This window comes from Bacillus sp. V5-8f (assembly GCF_002863565.1).
Classification (GTDB): domain Bacteria; phylum Bacillota; class Bacilli; order Bacillales; family DSM-1321; genus Peribacillus.
The window spans coordinates 219,994-236,209 of sequence record NZ_PGUW01000002.1 but is presented as its reverse complement, the minus strand read 5'-3'; the positions used below and the strand labels follow the sequence as shown (position 1 = coordinate 236,209).

The following is a 16,216-nucleotide window of genomic DNA, read 5'->3' as shown; positions in this document are numbered from 1 at the left end:
AAAACACCACTTTTATGCTTAATATTATGTAAAACAAATAAAACCCAGCGACAAAGGATGTTCCTTTATGTCATTGGGTTTTATTTCGTGTGATACAGCTTTAGCTACAAAAACAAACATATGGAAAACGCTTGCATTTTGCCGTTTATTATTAATACTGGTGGTAAACTACCTTGCCTTTAATGACTTCCTTGCCTGCCTGATTGACCGCCGCAACGTCGAAATTCAGTTGGTTTTCTGTTTTTTCACTTAGTGAGGCCCTGAGGGTGATCACATCATTTAGAAAAACCATCCCTTTAAATCGGATTGAGTAATCCTGGATGAAGCCTTCTTCATAATGAGCTGTAAATAGCTTTGCCAAATTTCCCATCGTCCACATTCCATGGGCGATGATCCCTGGCAAACCGGCTTTTGCAGCTTCGTCATCGATTGTATGGATGGGATTATAATCTCCGGAAGCCCCTGCGTACTTGATTAAATCCAATCTTGACACAGGCTCAAGCTGAACTTCTTTAAGAGATTCACCAACCTGCAATTCAGCTAGCTTTGTCATACCTTCAGCCCCTTCCTGACAGCTTCAGTTATGATTACGGCAGAGGTTGAAGTGAAAATGGTATTTCCAGCCAGGTCTACACCGTTATTTTCTAACACTAAAAATCCCATGCTGCCGTTACTTCCTTGTTTTTCATAGTAATCCTTGACAGTTGCATAACAATAGATCTCTTCACCTACAAATAGAGGTCTTTCGTAGTGATAGTTCTGTTCTCCGTGTATTAGCCCCTTATTAGGCAATTTTAAGCCATCAATCACCCCGTAATCAAAAACCCGCGGGAAAGTGGGAGGTGCGATATTCCGTTTGTATCTTGATTTTTCTCCTGTCTCCTCATCAAGATAAATGGGATGCATGTCGCCGATCGATTCTGCAAACTTTCGCACTGCGCCTCTTTCGACGGTATTTTTTACTTTGTTTGACTTCTTTCCAATTGCATCAGTAAACATAGTATTCCACCTCTCTTTATCTATTAAGCTTTTGGTCCGCCAGCTACATAGATGACCTGGCCGTTAACGAAAGAGGACTTTTCATCAGCGAAAAAGGCTACGGCATTCGCGATATCGGCAGGCTTCCCGCTGCGGCCAACTGGAATATTGCTTACGCTTGCATTAATTAAATCATCGAAAGAAATTCCGATTCTTGCAGCTGTTTCTTTCGTCATGTCTGTTTCAATAAAGCCGGGAGCAACTGCATTTGCAGTAATTCCATATCTTCCAAGCTCAATAGCCAGAGTCTTGGTAAACCCTTGAAGGCCTGCTTTGGCGGTTGCATAGTTTGCCTGGCCTCTATTGCCTAGTGCTGATGTAGAAGAAATGTTGATAATCCGGCCGTACTTTTTCTCTACCATGTATTTTTGGGCAGCGCGTGCTGCATTAAATGAACCTTTTAAATGAACATCCATAACCATCTGCCAGTCTGAATCCGTCATTTTGAACAATAGATTGTCACGGATAACACCGGCATTGTTTACTAGGATATCCACTGAACCGAATGTTTCATATGCTTCCTTGATCGCTGCTTCAACCTGATCGGCTTCCGTTACACTAGCTACCTTTGAATATACTTCATATCCTTTTTCTTTTAGCTCGCTTGTTGTTTGAGCTAGTGCTTCTTCATTCATATCGATGAAAGCCACCTTCGCTCCCTCTTGTGCGAAGTATTCCACGATTCCTTTCCCGATTCCCCGGCTTCCTCCTGTTACAAAAGCAACTCTGCCATCAAAACGTCCAGCCATTGTGATTTCCTCCCAACAATTTTTTATAGTTTACTAGGTAGTGATCTTTTAACTGTCAAATAGGTTATCAACCAATTTGGCCTACTTTAACATGTCCTTTGATCAGGTTTCTTGCGATGATCATTCTTTGGATTTCATCTGTACCGTCATAAATTCTCCAAAGTCTTGCTTCCCGGTACCAGCGTTCGATCGGCAGCTCTCTTGTATAGCCCATTCCACCATGGATTTGCATTACTCGGTCTACTACATTATTACCCATGTTAGCTCCATACAGCTTTGCAATCGATGCTAAATGACGGTTATCTTCGCCATTGTCTAGGGCAAATGCAGCATTGAGAACTAACCAGCGCGCCGCTTCGATTTCAACAGCGGAATCAGCGATTTGCCACTGGATGGCTTGTCTTTCTGCGATTGGCTTGCCGAAAGTCACGCGTTCTTTCGCATAATCAATGGCCATTTGCAGAAGGCGCTCAGCCGAACCGATAGCACGCGCACCCACAATCCATCTGGCAAAGCCGATCCACTCGAGCCCGAGCTGATAGCCCTTATTTACCTCACCCAAAATGTTTTCTTCCGGCACGCGGACGTTTTCGAATACCAGCCCTGCAGGTCCCCATTCACCCATCGTGTCAATATATTCTGATCTCCAGCCCATATCCCTGTCGACAATAAAGCATGTTACCCCGTCACGGCCTGTAGCCTGATGCTGTTCTTTGTCGGTAATAGCGATAACCATAACGAAATCAGCTTCGTTTCCGCCGGTAATAAACGTCTTTTCCCCATTCAATACCCACTCATTGCCATCTTTTACTGCCGTCATTTTGATATTTCTTGTATCGGAGCCTGCCCCTGGTTCTGTCATCGCAAAGCAGGATTTCTTTTCCCCGTTAATAGTAGGGATCAGATATTTTTTCTTTTGGTCTTCATTTGCATAATAGAGGATGTTATCAGCAGATCCCCCAAATTGGAAAGGAACGAATGTTTTTGAAACCTCCATGTATACAAGTGCCAGCATCATCTGTCCAAGGTTTGCCCCGCCGTATTCCTCAGGTGTATTGATGCCCCAGAAGCCAGCTTCCTTGGCTTTTAATTGGAGTTCCTTTAATTTTCCTGGCGGAAGGCTTGGTTTTCCTTCTCTCTCATTTCTCAAAACATCGTTTTCAAGTGGCATTAACTCTTTTTCTACGAATCTTCTGATCGTTTTTTGAACCATTTTTTGTTCATCTGTAAGGCGTAAATACATACACTCAACTCCATCCCTTAATTTGTTAAAAAATGTAGGTATTTCTTGTTTCTGTCATTATACCAACCAGTTAGTATGTACAATACTAGTTTATTTAGAATGTTCGGAAAAAACAAGTTTTTTTTACTTTATATATATTTTTTATTGACCAATCCAGCGGTGTACAGTGGACTATTGTCTTGAAGTACAACCGCTGAGCTGGCTACTTCACCAATCCTTTTGTCAATTCGAACTGGGCGTATAAATCTTTAAGTGCTGCAATTAATGCATTTGTTGCCTTGCCCCGATAATGGGTCTGAACGAGCTGCATTGGAGCCTCGATTCCATCACGCAAGCTGTGTCCCCTAAGAAGGCTGCGGACAAAATTCCGCCCATGCTCGGTTGCAAGAGTGCAGGAAGCTTCAAGTATCACTCCATATTTGCAATCCACCTCAACAGTGATTGTCAACGATTCAAAGACACTTTTTGCTGCCATTCCCTGTGGGAGCCTGGCATGTCCAGCGATGAATAAAGTGTTATTTGGCACAGAAAATCCCCCATATACTAGATTCTTTTCTTTAATAGTATATGGAGTTTTCTAAATAATCAATTATCTATTCGCAGTCGATACCTTTTCATTCCAGGCCGGTAGGTTTTTATTCAATGGCTTATCTTCCCGGTAGCCAAGCACATATTCAGCTTGCATGACTGTGTGGATTTCCCTTGTGCCCTCATAAATTACAGGCGCTTTTGAGTTACGAAGGTATCTTTCTACCGGGTACTCATCAGAGTAGCCATATGCACCATGGATTTGAACAGCATCGTTTGCTGCTTCATTGGCATAATCACAGGCTTGCCATTTTGCAAGTGATGTTTCCCGTGAATTACGTTTACCCTCATTTTTCAGGCAGCCAGCTTTAAAAACAAGGAGCCTGGAAATTTGTAGACCTGCCTCCATTTTGGCAATCATTTGCTGAACTAGCTGATGTTTACCGATTTCTTTTCCGAAGGTGCTGCGCTCATGGCAATACTTTACGCTTGCTTCCAAGCAAGCCATGATTTGGCCGCAAGCACCTGCTGCAACAGTGAACCGGCCATTATCCAGCGCGGACATTGCGATTTTGAAGCCTTCTCCCTCTTCACCCAAAAGATTTTCTTTTGGAACTCTTACATTGTCAAAAAATAATTCGCCTGTATTTCCTGCACGGATACCAAGCTTTCCTTTGATTGCTTTTGAGGAGAAGCCTGGCATCGTACGTTCAACGATAAATGCAGAAATGCCTTTATGCTTTAAGCTTGTATCAGTGTAAGCAAAAACGATGAAATGGTCGGCAGCATCGCAAAGAGAAATCCATGTTTTTTGACCGTTAATGATGTAATCGTCCCCATCCCGTACGGCAGTCGTTTTTAAGGCAGCCACATCCGACCCGGCATTAGGCTCAGTCAGCCCGAAGGCTCCGATTTTTACACCTTTTGCCTGTGGAACTAAATACTTTTGCTTCTGTTCTTCGTTCCCCCATTGTAGTAAAGTCATGCTATTCAAGCCGGTATGTACGGAAACCGCTGTCCGGAATGCTGTGTCCCCGCGCTCCAGCTCTTCACAAACGATAGCCAGTGTATTATAGTCCATCCCGCTTCCGCCATACTCTTCAGGAATACAAACACCCATTAAGTCCAGTTCAGCCAGCCGTTTCATAATGTTAGATTCAAAGTGGCCCTTTCTGTCCCATTCGGCTATGTATGGCATAATTTCCTTATCGACGAAGCTCCTGACAACCTTGCGCACCATTTCTTGTTCTTCAGATAAATGAAAATCCATGAGTTTTTCCTCCTTAAATTATTTTCGCTTTTTTGTATTCGTTGATTTGTTCTTCGCTGTAGTCCAATTCCCTTAGAATATCCACTGTATGTTCACCGGCAGTTGGCGGATGCTTGCTTAGTTCTGTAGGTGTTCTGGAAAACTTTAATGGGCTGCCAACCAAACTTACATCTCCTGCAGTTGGATGCTTACAGTTCCATACAAGATTTCTTTCCTTGATCTGTGGATCCTGAAAGACTTGTTTTAAATTATTGATTGGGCCGCATGGAATACCTTGATCATTCAAAAGTCCAACCCATTCGACTGCCGGTTTTTCTTTTATTGCATCGGAGAGTATGTTGATTAATAGCTCCTTATTTTTTACTCTCTGTGAGTTAGTGGCAAACCTTTCGTCACTTGCTAGCTGTTCTTTGCCTAGCACAAGGCAGAGATTTTTGAATTGGCGGTCGTTTCCGACAGCGATTGCCAGCTGCCTATCACTGGCTTGGAAAGTTTGATAGGGTACAATATTAGGGTGTTCATTCCCCAGAGGTTCAGGAATTAATTCCGACACTAGAAAATTGCTCGCTACATTCACCAAAGCGCTTAGCTGAGAATCGAAGAGAGAAATATCAATGCTCTGCCCCACACCGGATGTTTGCCTCTCATTTAAGGCAGCTAGTATTCCAACCGCCGCATATAAACCGGTAATTACGTCAGAGATGGCAACTCCCACTTTCATGGGCCCGGATTGTTTTTCTCCGGTTATGCTCATTAAGCCTGACATTGCCTGAATAATGAAATCATATCCAGGAAGGTCCTTATAGGGTCCAGTCTGGCCAAAGCCTGTGATCGAACAGTAAACGATACCTGGATTGACCTTCCTTAGATCCTCATAACCTAAGCCTAATTTCTCCAAAGTACCTGTCTTGAAGTTCTCAATCACAACATCTGATTCAGCAATCAGCTTTTTGATGATTTCCTTTCCGGGCTCCGACTTTAAATTCAGTGTCATGGCCCTTTTGTTGCGATTCGCACTAAGATAGTAAGCACTTACATTTTCTGCGTAAGGTGGTCCCCATTCTCGTGTATCATCACTTCCGCCAGGAGCTTCCACTTTTAAAACATCAGCTCCCATGTCACCTAAAATCATCGTGCAGTACGGACCAGCCAAAACCCGCGTTAAGTCCAATACGCGCAATCCTTTTAAGGCGCCAATAGCCAACACCTCCTTTAAAGAACAAAAAAGCCAGCCATATCAAAAAGATACAACTGGCTTTAATCTATTACGCTGCTTCGGGCTGGCGAAGTCAAATAGATTTCTCAGTTTACATTCATATAAAAATTTTGATAAAATTCACTGGTCATGAAAGCGGTTTACTTTCTAGGAGTGAATTAATGACAGAATACAAAAGATTAATCTATTTGTCAACAATATTCGTAAAATTTAAAAAAGTGCCTCAAGTAAAAGAGGCACTTTCGGTTTCATTAAGGGTTAAGATCTGCTCCATTTTCCACGATGTGAAATAACAAATGGGCAAGGTGGTGCAGTGGACCATATTGTTCCTCTTCGTCACCATCTTCACTTTCCTCATAAAAATAAGCATCCTGCAAGAAAAGAGCCATGAATTCATAAAAGTCCTTCAGTTCAAATGAGTAGCATCCGGTTGGTTCCTCATTTTCCCCTTCATATTGCAGCACGAGATAAGAAATGTCACCATCCTCATCTTCCGCATCCAGAAAAACGAAAAATCCAACATTTGTATCGAGTTCGAATAAGCGGCGTGTTCCACCGCTGGTTGACTTTTCGAATTCTTCCTGGTTTATCTTTTGGACCTGCATCGCATCCACATTATCTTCCTGGTGAAAACTTACAATGAAAGATTTCATAGTTCCCTCCTTGTTCATATAAAGAAATAAATTCCTGCCACATTCAATTATTCCCATTCCCGCACGTAAATATTGGTTCCAATATTCTTTATATCCTCTTTTTAAAAACTTTAATCCATCTCAATGTCTAGCATTACAGGACAATGGTCACTTCCTAACACATGTGAATGGATTTCGGCTGCCTGTATGGATTCTGCCAACCTCGATGATATAATAAAGTAATCGATCCGCCACCCAATATTCCTTTCCCTCACCTTGTTCATGTAGGACCACCATGTATAAGCACCTTCTTTATCAGGATAAAGATGCCTAAAAGTATCGATAAAACCCGAACCAAGCAATTCAGTCATTTTTCCTCGTTCTTCCATGGTGAAACCAGAATTCTTGCGGTTGGATTTTGGGTTTTTTAAATCTATTTCATTGTGTGCAACATTTAAATCCCCGCACAGGATTACCGGCTTATGTTCATCCAACTCCCTAAGATAATCCCTGATCTGGTCCTCCCAGGAAAGCCTGTATAATATTCTAGCTAAATCCCTTTGTGAATTCGGTGTATACACAGTGACCATGTAGAATTTCTTAAATTCCAGGGTGATGATCCTGCCTTCTTCTTCCTCATCAGACGGACCAACGCCATAGCTTACTGATAATGGTTTTTTCTTAGTGAAAATTGCTGTTCCTGAATAGCCTTTTCGTTTGGCGTAATTCCAATATTGATGATAGCCCGGGAGCTCTAAATTGATTTGGCCTTCCTGCAATTTAGATTCCTGTATGCAGAAGATATCTGCATCCATTTCGTTAAAATAATCGAGAAATCCTTTGCCGACACAGGCACGGATTCCATTAACATTCCAAGATACCAATTTCATAAAAATATAATCTGCTCCTTGCTGGTGAATCTATTAAGCTTTGATAATACTATACACTTATAAAAGATTTCGTTAAAGTAATGGACCTTCGTATTTAGCCGTCGGTTTGTTATTTTTCCTTAAGGTTCTTAAGAACCTCAGGCAGCTGGCGGTATATTTCGATGACTTCTTCTATTTTCATTCTTACCAACCCACTGGAAGATGGAGCAACAAAATCTATAGTGCCCGGTATGACAGAATCCTCCTGGGGTCCCCACGGAACAGATTTTTTGCCGCTATATTGTTGGTACACACCTTTTCCAACGAAACACACGATTCTAGGTTTGTAATGGACAATTTTTCTTTTTAATTCCACTCTGCCTTCCCGGTATTCTCCCTTTGTGATTTCGTCCGCAGCTTTGGTGGACCTTGATACAATGTTCGTAAAGCCATATCCGAGCTCCATTAATGTATAATCCTCTTCTGGGCGGTATTTCCTATCGGTTAGCCCTGCTTCATTAAGAATTTTCCAAAATCTGTTATTAGGATTAGCGTAATGATGTCCTGTTTCACCAGAACGTATGCTTGGATTAAAGCCGCAAAACAAAATATCCATATTCGTTCTTATGTGGTCACTGATTGAGTTCATTCTGCCCGATTCCCCTTTCTCCTTTATAATTTTTGAAAAGGTAACCTAATATTAAAAGACCTGAAAAGGGTAGGGTACCCATTTTCAGGCCTCTTTTGGCAGCTCTAGGTATATTATCCTTCCTGCTGCATTTATTACAGCTCCGCCTTGTATCATCAGCGAATCGTCTAATAATCAATGTTTTCTCTTATTTTTCTCCATGTACTCGTAGATCTTTCTTTATTCCCAATTATTAGAAAATAAAGCCTCCGGAAAATAATAGTGTTAAGCCATGTGCTGTCAGGCCTATACCCCATCCTAACAACGGCCTGAAGAACCAAAAGTTAGAGGAGTCATCCAACATATCAATGGTAAATAAAAATATATTAACCATGACATAAACAAATGCATGTACAATAAACGACTTAAGAAGCATGACTCTTTTTTTGGCTGCCTGATATTCTTCCTGTTCATTTGGATATAATTCCATCGTCCCACATCCCTTTTTTACTAATGATACGGGCGTTAGGAAGAAAATGGAATATAAAACAAGTTATACACACGCGGAATTATGGAGCCTAGTTGAAAAGTTCTATTCCCTTTTCAAGATTAGGCGCTGTGTTCGCTCCATTTAACTGTATCCCCAGTTCAATCAAAGTGATGGCGACTGCGGGCTGAATTCCTGTTAAAATCACTTTTGCCCCCATCAATTCAGACATAGAAACAATTTCACCAAGGATCCTGGCGATGTAAGAATCAATGATATCCATCGAAGTAAGTTCAAGAACCACTCCTTTTGGGGATGTTTGGTGGATTTTGTTTAATAAATCCTCCTGAAGCTCTATGGCACTTTGGTCATCAAGATCAACTTGAATGGAAATCAGTAAGAGATCGTATAACTTTAATATTGGGATCCTCACATAAGCACTCCTTTGCAAAACAGGGATAACCAGCGGTGGAGCAACAGACGAGTTTATATGCACTTATTATAGGACTGTACAATTTAGTAAGCAAGATAAAAAAAAGGATAGAATTAATTAAAATTCGTCATATTCCTACAAGCTATTTATGTTTATTGTCTTTATTCCATAAGCAAAGCAAATTCTTCCACCAATTCTCCGAAGATTGCAAGGGCCTGCTGTATGGGTTCCGGTTTAGTCAAGTCAACACCGGTTTTCTTTAACAGCTCAAGCGGATAGTCGGAGCTTCCGCTTTTGAGGAACTCCAAATAGCTATTTAAGGTTGCTTGGTCACCTGAAAGGATCTTGTCAGCAATACTGAGGGCGGACGCATACCCAGTTGCATACTTATAAACATAAAAAGGACGATAAAAATGCGGGATCCGCGACCACCCGTATTTTACTTCCTCATCCAGAACAAGAAGGTTTGAACCATTATATTCCTTAAACAGGTTTTCATAGATGGAATTGAATGCCTCGCTATGCAGCGGTTCACCGCGCTCCGCTTTTTCGTGGACGATTTTTTCAAATTCAGCAAACATTACTTGGGTAAAAAATGTCCCTTTAAAGCTATCAATAAAATGGTTCAGTAGATGTTTTTTCATCTCCTTATCTTCCGTTGTATTTAACAAATAACGGATCAACAGAATTTCATTGACAGTTGATGCAACTTCGGCAACAAAAATGGAATACCCAGCAGTAATTTGAGGTTGGTGCTTTGAACTAAAGTAAGAGTGCATAGCATGTCCGCATTCATGAGCAAGGGTAAACAGGCTGTCCAAATCATCCTGATGGTTCAGGAGAATGTATGGATGTACCCCGTAAATCCCCAAATTATAAGCCCCGGAACGCTTGCCTGGGGTTTCTCTTACATCAATATAGCGCTTTTCTTTAAAGTAAGATAACGTGTCTATATATTCGTTGCCGAGAGGCTTCAGGGCATTTAACATTGTTTCATACGCATCATGATACGAAATTTCCAGTTTTATCCCTTTTACCAGCGGGACGGTAAGATCATACTGGCGGACTTCCTCCAAGCCTAGCGTTCTCTTCCGCAGAAGCAGGTATTTATGCATCAGTTCGATATTATCCTTGGTCGCTTTGATTAGGTTTTCGTATACTTCTAACGGTACCTCATCAGAAAAAAGTGATTTTTCTATAGCAGAAGGATAATTCCGCAATTTTGAAAGGAGGACATTATTCTTCACTGCAGAGGACAATGTGGAAGCAATTGTGTTTTTCATCTGGATATATGGTTTGTAATAAGCTTTATAGGCCTCTCTTCTTTTTTCACGGTCTTCGTGTTCGATTAATTTTGAATACATTCCGCGGGTCAGTTCCACTTTATTGCCATGTTCATCTGTAACCTCTCCAAATTTTATATCTGCGTTGTTCAGCATGCCGAATGTTTTTTGCGGGGATGATAGAGTCTCCCCCATTTGTGATAATATTTCTTCCTGATCCTTTCCCAAAACATGCGGTTTGTAACGGAAAGAATCGAGCAGGTCCTCTTCAAAATATTTCAATCCTTCCACTTCCGCTATATAACGCTTAAGGGTTTCTTCTTCTAGGCTTAGGAGAAACGGCATAAAAAAGGAATTAGCAGCACTTATTTTTTGCCCGAGCTGGCTCGCCCTGTCAAGTAATGCCTGATGTTCTGCCTCCCTGGTGTTACAGTCCACCTGAAGCATGGCGTACGCATATACTTTTCGGTAAAGAAAAGATAATTCTTCACTTTTGCTCAAGTATGAATACAGTGTCATCGCATTAATTAAACGGCCATCAAAACTCTTCAATTCTTCTGCCATTTTACCGATACGGCTATAATCCTGTTCCCAGGCGCTCTTGTTTTCATATATATCCGCCAAATTCCATCGCTCTTGTTCGGGTACTTCCTCCCGGGAATTGTATGTTTTCAATGTAAATAACTCCCCTTTTCCTACAATGGTATTTTCCATAATCATATAATGTCTATATTATCCTATTCCCATTTTAAAGAAAATGAAGCTGCTTTTAGAATAGTTAATTTTCTAGTAAGCTCTTTAAAATATGAAAAAATTTCTCATTAATGGTTTGTCCTCTATTTTGGGAGGGTACTACTATAATGTAAGACATTCTCAAAAACCAAAGGAGATGATTCTGCAATGTGTATGAACTGCTGCCATTGGAATAAAGAGAATGATGAAGCGATCAATAGTCCGGGTGATCATACATTAGCCACTGAAAAAGATAAATGATTGGAATTTGATTTCGTTAAACGCTAAAAACCATATTGAGACTAAAGGAGTTGAAGGTGAATGTCCAAGATTCTCAGCCTCTGGAATATGGAAAACGACGAAGCCGTTAGAAGTCCAGGTGATCATGATCATAACGGACTTTCAAAGAATTTATTAGGTGCTAATACGTTTGAAATGGCCCAGTTAAGGGAAGACACGCCAGAATTCGATTTAAATGGAACTGCATTAAATAGTATGTAAATGGAAAGCCCTTGCCTAAGGAATGACCGCTCCTCAGGCAGGGGCTTTTGGTTTGTAATGATTCGGACTGAATAAGCTTCCTTTTCGTGGAAATGATATAACAAACCGACTTTTTTAAGAAAGGACGCCCAGAAGAAATGAAAGAAATCGATTGTGATTATTCCCCGCTCAAAATCAAATTGAAAGAAACAATGCGTTCGATTCGGGATGATTTGACCACAAACATTGAAGCGGTTAATGATGAGGAGAACTGCTTATTATGTAAATTGGAAGAAATAAGAAAAGAATGCGTGAAAATGGAAGCCATTGCCTCTTCCTTCTATTTGACCTGCTATCTATCAGAATTTACGAATAAATATGAGGAAATTGCGAAAAGCGTGCAGAATCTCAGCAAGAAAAAACATGGAGCGATCATTGTAATAGAACGGACAGTTCCAGTAGATACCTTTATCCAAAAAGGTGTTCCCATAGGAGCCTTATTGACTCCTTCTTTGCTAGAGGCCATCTTTTATCCAGGAAATCCCCTTCACGATGGTGCCGTTTTGGTAAAGGAAAATACAATCATTTCAGCAGCAAATGTACTACCACTCACTTCCCAAGTAATCACTGGAAAAAAACTGGGCACAAGACATCGGGCTTCACTGGGTTTATCAGATCTAACCGATGCTCTTGTTTTGGTGGTATCGGAAGAAACAGGAAAAATTTCCTTTGCCTTAAATGGGACGCTTTATCCAATCAGTAATAACCATGAGATTCACTAAATTGTCTGATTGAAATGACTTATTACATAAAAAGACAGCTCCAGGGTGGAGCCGTCTTTATGGCTATTTAACAGGCACAGGAACTACCCTTTGACCAATTGCCTCAATTAATTGGGCGGGCATTGGGAAGTTGATGGCTGCCGGGTCAGATGCGACAGCCCCTGTTGCTCTTTGAAGGTCTTCCTCGCAAATATTGTATTGTGTAAAGTCAGCAGGCAGCCCGATTTTAACCTGTAGCGACCGGATCTTTTCTACCGCCTTGGCAAGTAAGGCCTTCTGGTCATCAGTGTCGACTTTGATATCTAATGCTTCTGCCAATTGTTTTGCTTTAGGAAGGTAAAGGTCAGGAATATATTCCATAACGACAGGCAAAAATACAGCGTTTGCAAGGCCGTGTGGAATTCGGAACATAGCACCGTAAGCATGAGCCAGATTGTGCACTGGAATAGCATTCAATGCGAAGCTAAATGCAGTGATTCCCATCAGGCTGGCATGCAGCATTTCCATCCGTGCCTCGACATTTGATCCGTTGCTGACAGCCAGCGGAAGGTTTTTCTCAATGAGACGGATAGAATGGAGAGCAAAGGAATCTGTCAAAGAAGTGGCATTCGGCGAGGCCAGTGCCTCAATTGCATGGGTCAATGCATCCATTCCGGTAAAGGCAGTAATGAGCGGCGGCAGTCCAGTGGTCAAGTCCGGATCTAAAATCGCCATATCTGCACTAATAAATGGATTGATTATATTTGTTTTCAGCTTTATTTCTTCATTGTAAATAACCGCAATCGGCGAAACTTCCGATCCTGTACCAGCTGTTGTAGGGATTGAAATATGGGGAATCGGGATATGCTCGGCTTGCGGGAACGATTCCATTACAAAACCACCTGGTATCGCTTCATTAATGTCAGTTAACCCTTTAAACAAGGAGTATTTTACCCCTTTAACTGTATCGAGCACGCTGCCTCCCCCGACGGCAAGCAATGCATCTGCTCCCACTTCTCTTGCGTAGCGTGCGGCAGCATTCACACAGCTGCTTTCGGCGTCCTGTGTGATATCAAGAAAAATGCCTGCTAGCTCTGGACCGGTCCCATGCGGGGTAAGGCTGAAAATTTGTGCTACTTTTTCCACGATTCCTGCCTTCTCCAATCCTCTGTCACTAAAAAGAACCACCCTTTTTGCACCTAGTCCCCTGAATAAATCGGGTACGAGCGCCCTTGTATTTGAACCGCTGTGAATGGCTGTGCGCAGCCAATAACTGGACATTGTCGTTGTAAGCATCGAAATCACCCCTGCCTTTTTTTAAGATTCATTGGAATTTTGGAATAAAATTTGATACCAGTTCCGTTTATGAAGCTCTGGAACCATGGATGTATGAACATGTTTTAGCTGTGTATACGCATCGAGGGAATGTTTTCCCATTTCCCGGCCAATTCCGCTCTGCTTGTAGCCTCCAAACGGAGCGTCATTGCGGAGCATATGCCAGTCATTGATCCAAATCACTCCCGCCTGCAGCTTTCTGGCAATAACGTACGCTTTATTCACATCCCGAGTCCATACTCCTGCAGCAAGTCCGTAGATCGTGTCATTCGCCATAGCAATGGCTTCGTCAACATCAGAATAACGAATAACCGATAAGACAGGACCGAAGATTTCCTCTTGCGCTATCTTCATATCATTTGTGACATTCGTGAAAATTGTCGGTTCAATAAAGTGGCCTCCCTCACAGCCTGGAACCGTTACTGCATTCCCGCCACATACCAAAGTTGCCCCTTCCTGCTTCCCGGATTCGATATAGGAAAGGATCGTTTCCTTTTGCCGCTTTGAAATCACTGGGCCGATAGTGGTATTCGGATCAAGCGGGTTGCCCGGTTTCAAGCTCTTTGCAAGCGCAACGAGACGTTCAACAATTTCATCGTGTAGCTTGTCCGGAACAAATAACCGGGTACCTGATTCACAAAGCTGGCCCGAGTGTAAGAACACTCCAAAAAGACTGCCCGGGATTGCAATATCCATGTCTGCATCCTCAAGAACTATGTTCGGCGATTTTCCGCCGAGCTCAAGAGTGGTGTGCTTAATTGTAGTAGAAGCAAGGGCCATAATTTTCCGTCCAACTTCGGTGGAGCCGGTAAAAGCAACTTTATCGACTTTTGGGTGACGCACCAAAGCTTCCCCAACCTCGGCACCTGGACCGGTGACCACATTGATGACGCCTGGAGGAACAAATTGTGAAATGATTTCTGCGAGTTTCAGTGTAGATAGCGGAGTGTAGCTTGCCGGCTTAATGACTACCGTGTTCCCCATTGCAAGAGCCGGAGCTATTTTCCATGTCGCAATCAACATTGGCATATTCCATGGTGTAATGGCCGCGCAAACACCTATCGGTTCTCTCCAGATAAAATTATGGGCTGGTCCTGGAAATGGCGGTGACGGAAGAGTCTCCGAAAATGGGTACGTTTGTACAAATTTAGCCATTGTGTTAAATAGGTCAACCATTTGTAGAATATCATTGGAGGCAACCCTGCGGATTGTTCCTCCGCTGGAAATCGTTTCAAGAAAAGCAAGCTCCTGAGCATTTGTCGCAATCCCATGCGCAATTGCATTTAATACTTTGGCCCGGTCTTTTGGCAGCATTTCCTTCCAATCAGTTTTGTCAAATGCATCCCGTGAAGCCTGTACAGCTTTATCCACGTCTGAAGCCGTCGCTTTCGCGACTCTGGCAGCCAAATCACCATTTGCCGGATTTATAACATCGAAGGTTTCCCCTCCTGATGCCGGCTCCCAATTCCCATTAATAAATAACGGGAACGTTTGAATATCTACTTGAACAGTCATTTTTCATCCTCCTTTTAGATTCGGCCAAACAGAAAAGGCTAACTTTCCTTTTTGCTGTATATCGTTTTGTTTTTTGAATTAGACAACCCCGAATTCACTTTCCTGCTGCTTGTAGATATCATCCAATTTCTGGCCCCTTGATTTTGCGAGGATGTCCATCCTTACGGTTAGCTGTTTCATCGTAAAATTCATCGTATCTTCAAAGTCAACGCCAAATGGAGATTCCTCCACCCTGCCCTCCTGGTTAAGCTGTATGGCTAGAGGAGTCAGTTCCTCCATTTTCTTTGATACAATGTCAAAGATATGAGGATGTTCGCTGATCAAGCGCTGCAGTAAAAATGTACCGTAGGCAATGTGGCGCCCTTCATCCTTTTTCAGGTATCCGATTCCCTTCAATAATGATGGCATGGCATCAATACCTTCTAATGATTTATAAAACGAGTAATATCCGGTCTCCGCAAGGACTCCCTCCACGAACATATTATAGACGGTCGATGCTTCAGCCAAGGCTTCAGGGGAATGGTCATGCTCAAGCCGTTCCAATGAAGTTGGAAGTATTTCATTAAATATAGTGTTATAAGTATTTGAATGATAGATGGACAGATCTCCTGTTACCCCGAGAGCATTCAGCAGGAGCCTGAAAAATTCCGTATGCTTTGCTTCCTCGAATAAAAAGGTTGTCAGGAACATTTCCTCTTCCAGACGGCCTTCTTTTGCAATGACCATCATTAACGGAAGTAAATCCCTTGTTACTGCTTCCTCGCCCGCCTGGAATTGTGAAATCAGCCTCAAGATTGCTTCTCTTTGTTCATTTGTAAAGTTATTCCAGTCCTTCACATCCTGGGTAAAGTCAAAATCAGCAGGATTCCAGATACCGAACCGCTTAGCCTTTTGATATAGGCGAAACGGGAGCGAATCCAGCAAGAGCCCTCTTTTACTCGTCGTTAAAATCGTTCTCTTCTCCATAAATAACCTCCTTCGAACATATCAAGCCCAAAAAACCAGTCAGACCAAGCA

At 42.2% G+C, this 16,216-nt stretch carries 18 protein-coding genes; 2 read left to right on the top strand and 16 right to left on the bottom strand.

The annotated features are described in order from the left end of the window. Positions 1-151: 151 nt before the first annotated feature. From CUU64_RS02830 to pepF, 13 genes are all read right to left on the bottom strand, one after another. The gene (locus tag CUU64_RS02830) at positions 152-553 is read right to left on the bottom strand and encodes a MaoC/PaaZ C-terminal domain-containing protein (RefSeq protein WP_101631760.1); all 402 of its coding nucleotides are present in this window, start codon (positions 551-553) and stop codon (positions 152-154) included. After that, on the bottom strand, positions 550-999 hold the full coding sequence (locus tag CUU64_RS02825; RefSeq protein WP_101631759.1) for a MaoC family dehydratase N-terminal domain-containing protein: 450 nt from the start codon (positions 997-999) through the stop codon (positions 550-552). Before CUU64_RS02825 ends, CUU64_RS02830 begins: the two co-directional genes overlap by 4 nt. 23 nt (positions 1,000-1,022) lie before the next feature. Further along, on the bottom strand, positions 1,023-1,787 hold the full coding sequence (gene fabG / locus CUU64_RS02820; RefSeq protein WP_101631758.1) for a 3-oxoacyl-ACP reductase FabG: 765 nt from the start codon (positions 1,785-1,787) through the stop codon (positions 1,023-1,025). A gap of 67 nt (positions 1,788-1,854) precedes the next feature. Next, on the bottom strand, positions 1,855-3,030 hold the full coding sequence (locus CUU64_RS02815; protein WP_101631757.1) for an acyl-CoA dehydrogenase family protein: 1,176 nt from the start codon (positions 3,028-3,030) through the stop codon (positions 1,855-1,857). A 202-nt stretch (positions 3,031-3,232) separates the two neighbouring features. Then, positions 3,233-3,556 (bottom strand): DUF3870 domain-containing protein, encoded by a 324-nt coding sequence (locus CUU64_RS02810; protein WP_257985385.1) that lies wholly within the window; start codon positions 3,554-3,556, stop codon positions 3,233-3,235. Positions 3,557-3,619: 63 nt separating this feature from the next. Next, positions 3,620-4,828, bottom strand: a complete 1,209-nt coding sequence (locus CUU64_RS02805; protein WP_101631756.1) for an acyl-CoA dehydrogenase family protein — start codon at positions 4,826-4,828, stop codon at positions 3,620-3,622. 13 nt (positions 4,829-4,841) lie between these two features. Then, positions 4,842-6,026 carry a CaiB/BaiF CoA transferase family protein gene (locus CUU64_RS02800; RefSeq protein ID WP_101631892.1) on the bottom strand — a complete coding sequence of 395 codons (1,185 nt, stop codon included), beginning with the start codon at positions 6,024-6,026 and terminating at the stop codon, positions 4,842-4,844. Positions 6,027-6,295: 269 nt separating this feature from the next. Beyond that, a complete protein-coding gene (locus CUU64_RS02795; RefSeq protein ID WP_101631755.1) occupies positions 6,296-6,697 on the bottom strand; it encodes a cytosolic protein in 402 nt (133 codons plus the stop codon). 110 nt (positions 6,698-6,807) lie between these two features. Then, positions 6,808-7,566 (bottom strand): exodeoxyribonuclease III, encoded by a 759-nt coding sequence (locus tag CUU64_RS02790; protein ID WP_101631754.1) that lies wholly within the window; start codon positions 7,564-7,566, stop codon positions 6,808-6,810. A 109-nt stretch (positions 7,567-7,675) separates the two neighbouring features. Beyond that, on the bottom strand, positions 7,676-8,194 hold the full coding sequence (gene mug, locus CUU64_RS02785; RefSeq protein WP_101631753.1) for a G/U mismatch-specific DNA glycosylase: 519 nt from the start codon (positions 8,192-8,194) through the stop codon (positions 7,676-7,678). 232 nt (positions 8,195-8,426) lie between these two features. Continuing rightward, positions 8,427-8,663 carry a 2TM domain-containing protein gene (locus tag CUU64_RS02780; protein WP_257985384.1) on the bottom strand — a complete coding sequence of 79 codons (237 nt, stop codon included), beginning with the start codon at positions 8,661-8,663 and terminating at the stop codon, positions 8,427-8,429. Between the two features lie 88 nt (positions 8,664-8,751). After that, a complete protein-coding gene (locus CUU64_RS02775) occupies positions 8,752-9,093 on the bottom strand; it encodes an STAS domain-containing protein (protein ID WP_101631752.1) in 342 nt (113 codons plus the stop codon). Between the two features lie 161 nt (positions 9,094-9,254). Beyond that, positions 9,255-11,051 (bottom strand): oligoendopeptidase F, encoded by a 1,797-nt coding sequence (gene pepF, locus CUU64_RS02770; RefSeq protein ID WP_101631891.1) that lies wholly within the window; start codon positions 11,049-11,051, stop codon positions 9,255-9,257. Positions 11,052-11,429: 378 nt separating this feature from the next. On the opposite strand from pepF, the gene CUU64_RS02765 reads away from it, so the two are divergent. Further along, positions 11,430-11,609, top strand: a complete 180-nt coding sequence (locus tag CUU64_RS02765) for a hypothetical protein (RefSeq protein WP_101631751.1) — start codon at positions 11,430-11,432, stop codon at positions 11,607-11,609. A gap of 137 nt (positions 11,610-11,746) precedes the next feature. Next, positions 11,747-12,370 (top strand): sporulation-specific diadenylate cyclase CdaS, encoded by a 624-nt coding sequence (gene cdaS, locus CUU64_RS02760; RefSeq protein WP_101631750.1) that lies wholly within the window; start codon positions 11,747-11,749, stop codon positions 12,368-12,370. Positions 12,371-12,433: 63 nt separating this feature from the next. On the opposite strand, the gene CUU64_RS02755 is transcribed toward cdaS, so the two are convergent. From CUU64_RS02755 to CUU64_RS02745, 3 genes are all read right to left on the bottom strand, one after another. Then, entirely contained in the window at positions 12,434-13,645 is a 1,212-nt protein-coding gene (locus CUU64_RS02755; protein ID WP_101631749.1) for an iron-containing alcohol dehydrogenase, read from the bottom strand. Between the two features lie 21 nt (positions 13,646-13,666). Then, complete coding sequence (locus CUU64_RS02750; protein WP_101631748.1) at positions 13,667-15,199, bottom strand: aldehyde dehydrogenase family protein; 1,533 nt, start codon at positions 15,197-15,199, stop codon at positions 13,667-13,669. A gap of 78 nt (positions 15,200-15,277) precedes the next feature. Continuing rightward, positions 15,278-16,165: a R2-like ligand-binding oxidase gene (locus CUU64_RS02745; protein WP_101631747.1), complete on the bottom strand. Its 888-nt coding sequence runs from the start codon at positions 16,163-16,165 to the stop codon at positions 15,278-15,280. Positions 16,166-16,216: the final 51 nt, after the last annotated feature.

What these genes read in the sequence shown, in the direction of transcription:
- CUU64_RS02830 (WP_101631760.1), bottom strand. Translation starts at nt 553, where the DNA reads ATGACAAAGCTAGCTGAATTGCAGGTTGGTGAATCTCTTAAAGAAGTT.
- CUU64_RS02825 (WP_101631759.1), bottom strand. Translation starts at nt 999, where the DNA reads ATGTTTACTGATGCAATTGGAAAGAAGTCAAACAAAGTAAAAAATACC.
- fabG (WP_101631758.1), bottom strand. Translation starts at nt 1,787, where the DNA reads ATGGCTGGACGTTTTGATGGCAGAGTTGCTTTTGTAACAGGAGGAAGC.
- CUU64_RS02815 (WP_101631757.1), bottom strand. Translation starts at nt 3,030, where the DNA reads ATGTATTTACGCCTTACAGATGAACAAAAAATGGTTCAAAAAACGATC.
- CUU64_RS02805 (WP_101631756.1), bottom strand. Translation starts at nt 4,828, where the DNA reads ATGGATTTTCATTTATCTGAAGAACAAGAAATGGTGCGCAAGGTTGTC.
- CUU64_RS02795 (WP_101631755.1), bottom strand. Translation starts at nt 6,697, where the DNA reads ATGAAATCTTTCATTGTAAGTTTTCACCAGGAAGATAATGTGGATGCG.
- CUU64_RS02790 (WP_101631754.1), bottom strand. Translation starts at nt 7,566, where the DNA reads ATGAAATTGGTATCTTGGAATGTTAATGGAATCCGTGCCTGTGTCGGC.
- mug (WP_101631753.1), bottom strand. Translation starts at nt 8,194, where the DNA reads ATGAACTCAATCAGTGACCACATAAGAACGAATATGGATATTTTGTTT.
- CUU64_RS02780 (WP_257985384.1), bottom strand. Translation starts at nt 8,663, where the DNA reads ATGGAATTATATCCAAATGAACAGGAAGAATATCAGGCAGCCAAAAAA.
- CUU64_RS02765 (WP_101631751.1), top strand. Translation starts at nt 11,430, where the DNA reads ATGTCCAAGATTCTCAGCCTCTGGAATATGGAAAACGACGAAGCCGTT.
- cdaS (WP_101631750.1), top strand. Translation starts at nt 11,747, where the DNA reads ATGAAAGAAATCGATTGTGATTATTCCCCGCTCAAAATCAAATTGAAA.
- CUU64_RS02755 (WP_101631749.1), bottom strand. Translation starts at nt 13,645, where the DNA reads ATGCTTACAACGACAATGTCCAGTTATTGGCTGCGCACAGCCATTCAC.
- CUU64_RS02750 (WP_101631748.1), bottom strand. Translation starts at nt 15,199, where the DNA reads ATGACTGTTCAAGTAGATATTCAAACGTTCCCGTTATTTATTAATGGG.
- CUU64_RS02745 (WP_101631747.1), bottom strand. Translation starts at nt 16,165, where the DNA reads ATGGAGAAGAGAACGATTTTAACGACGAGTAAAAGAGGGCTCTTGCTG.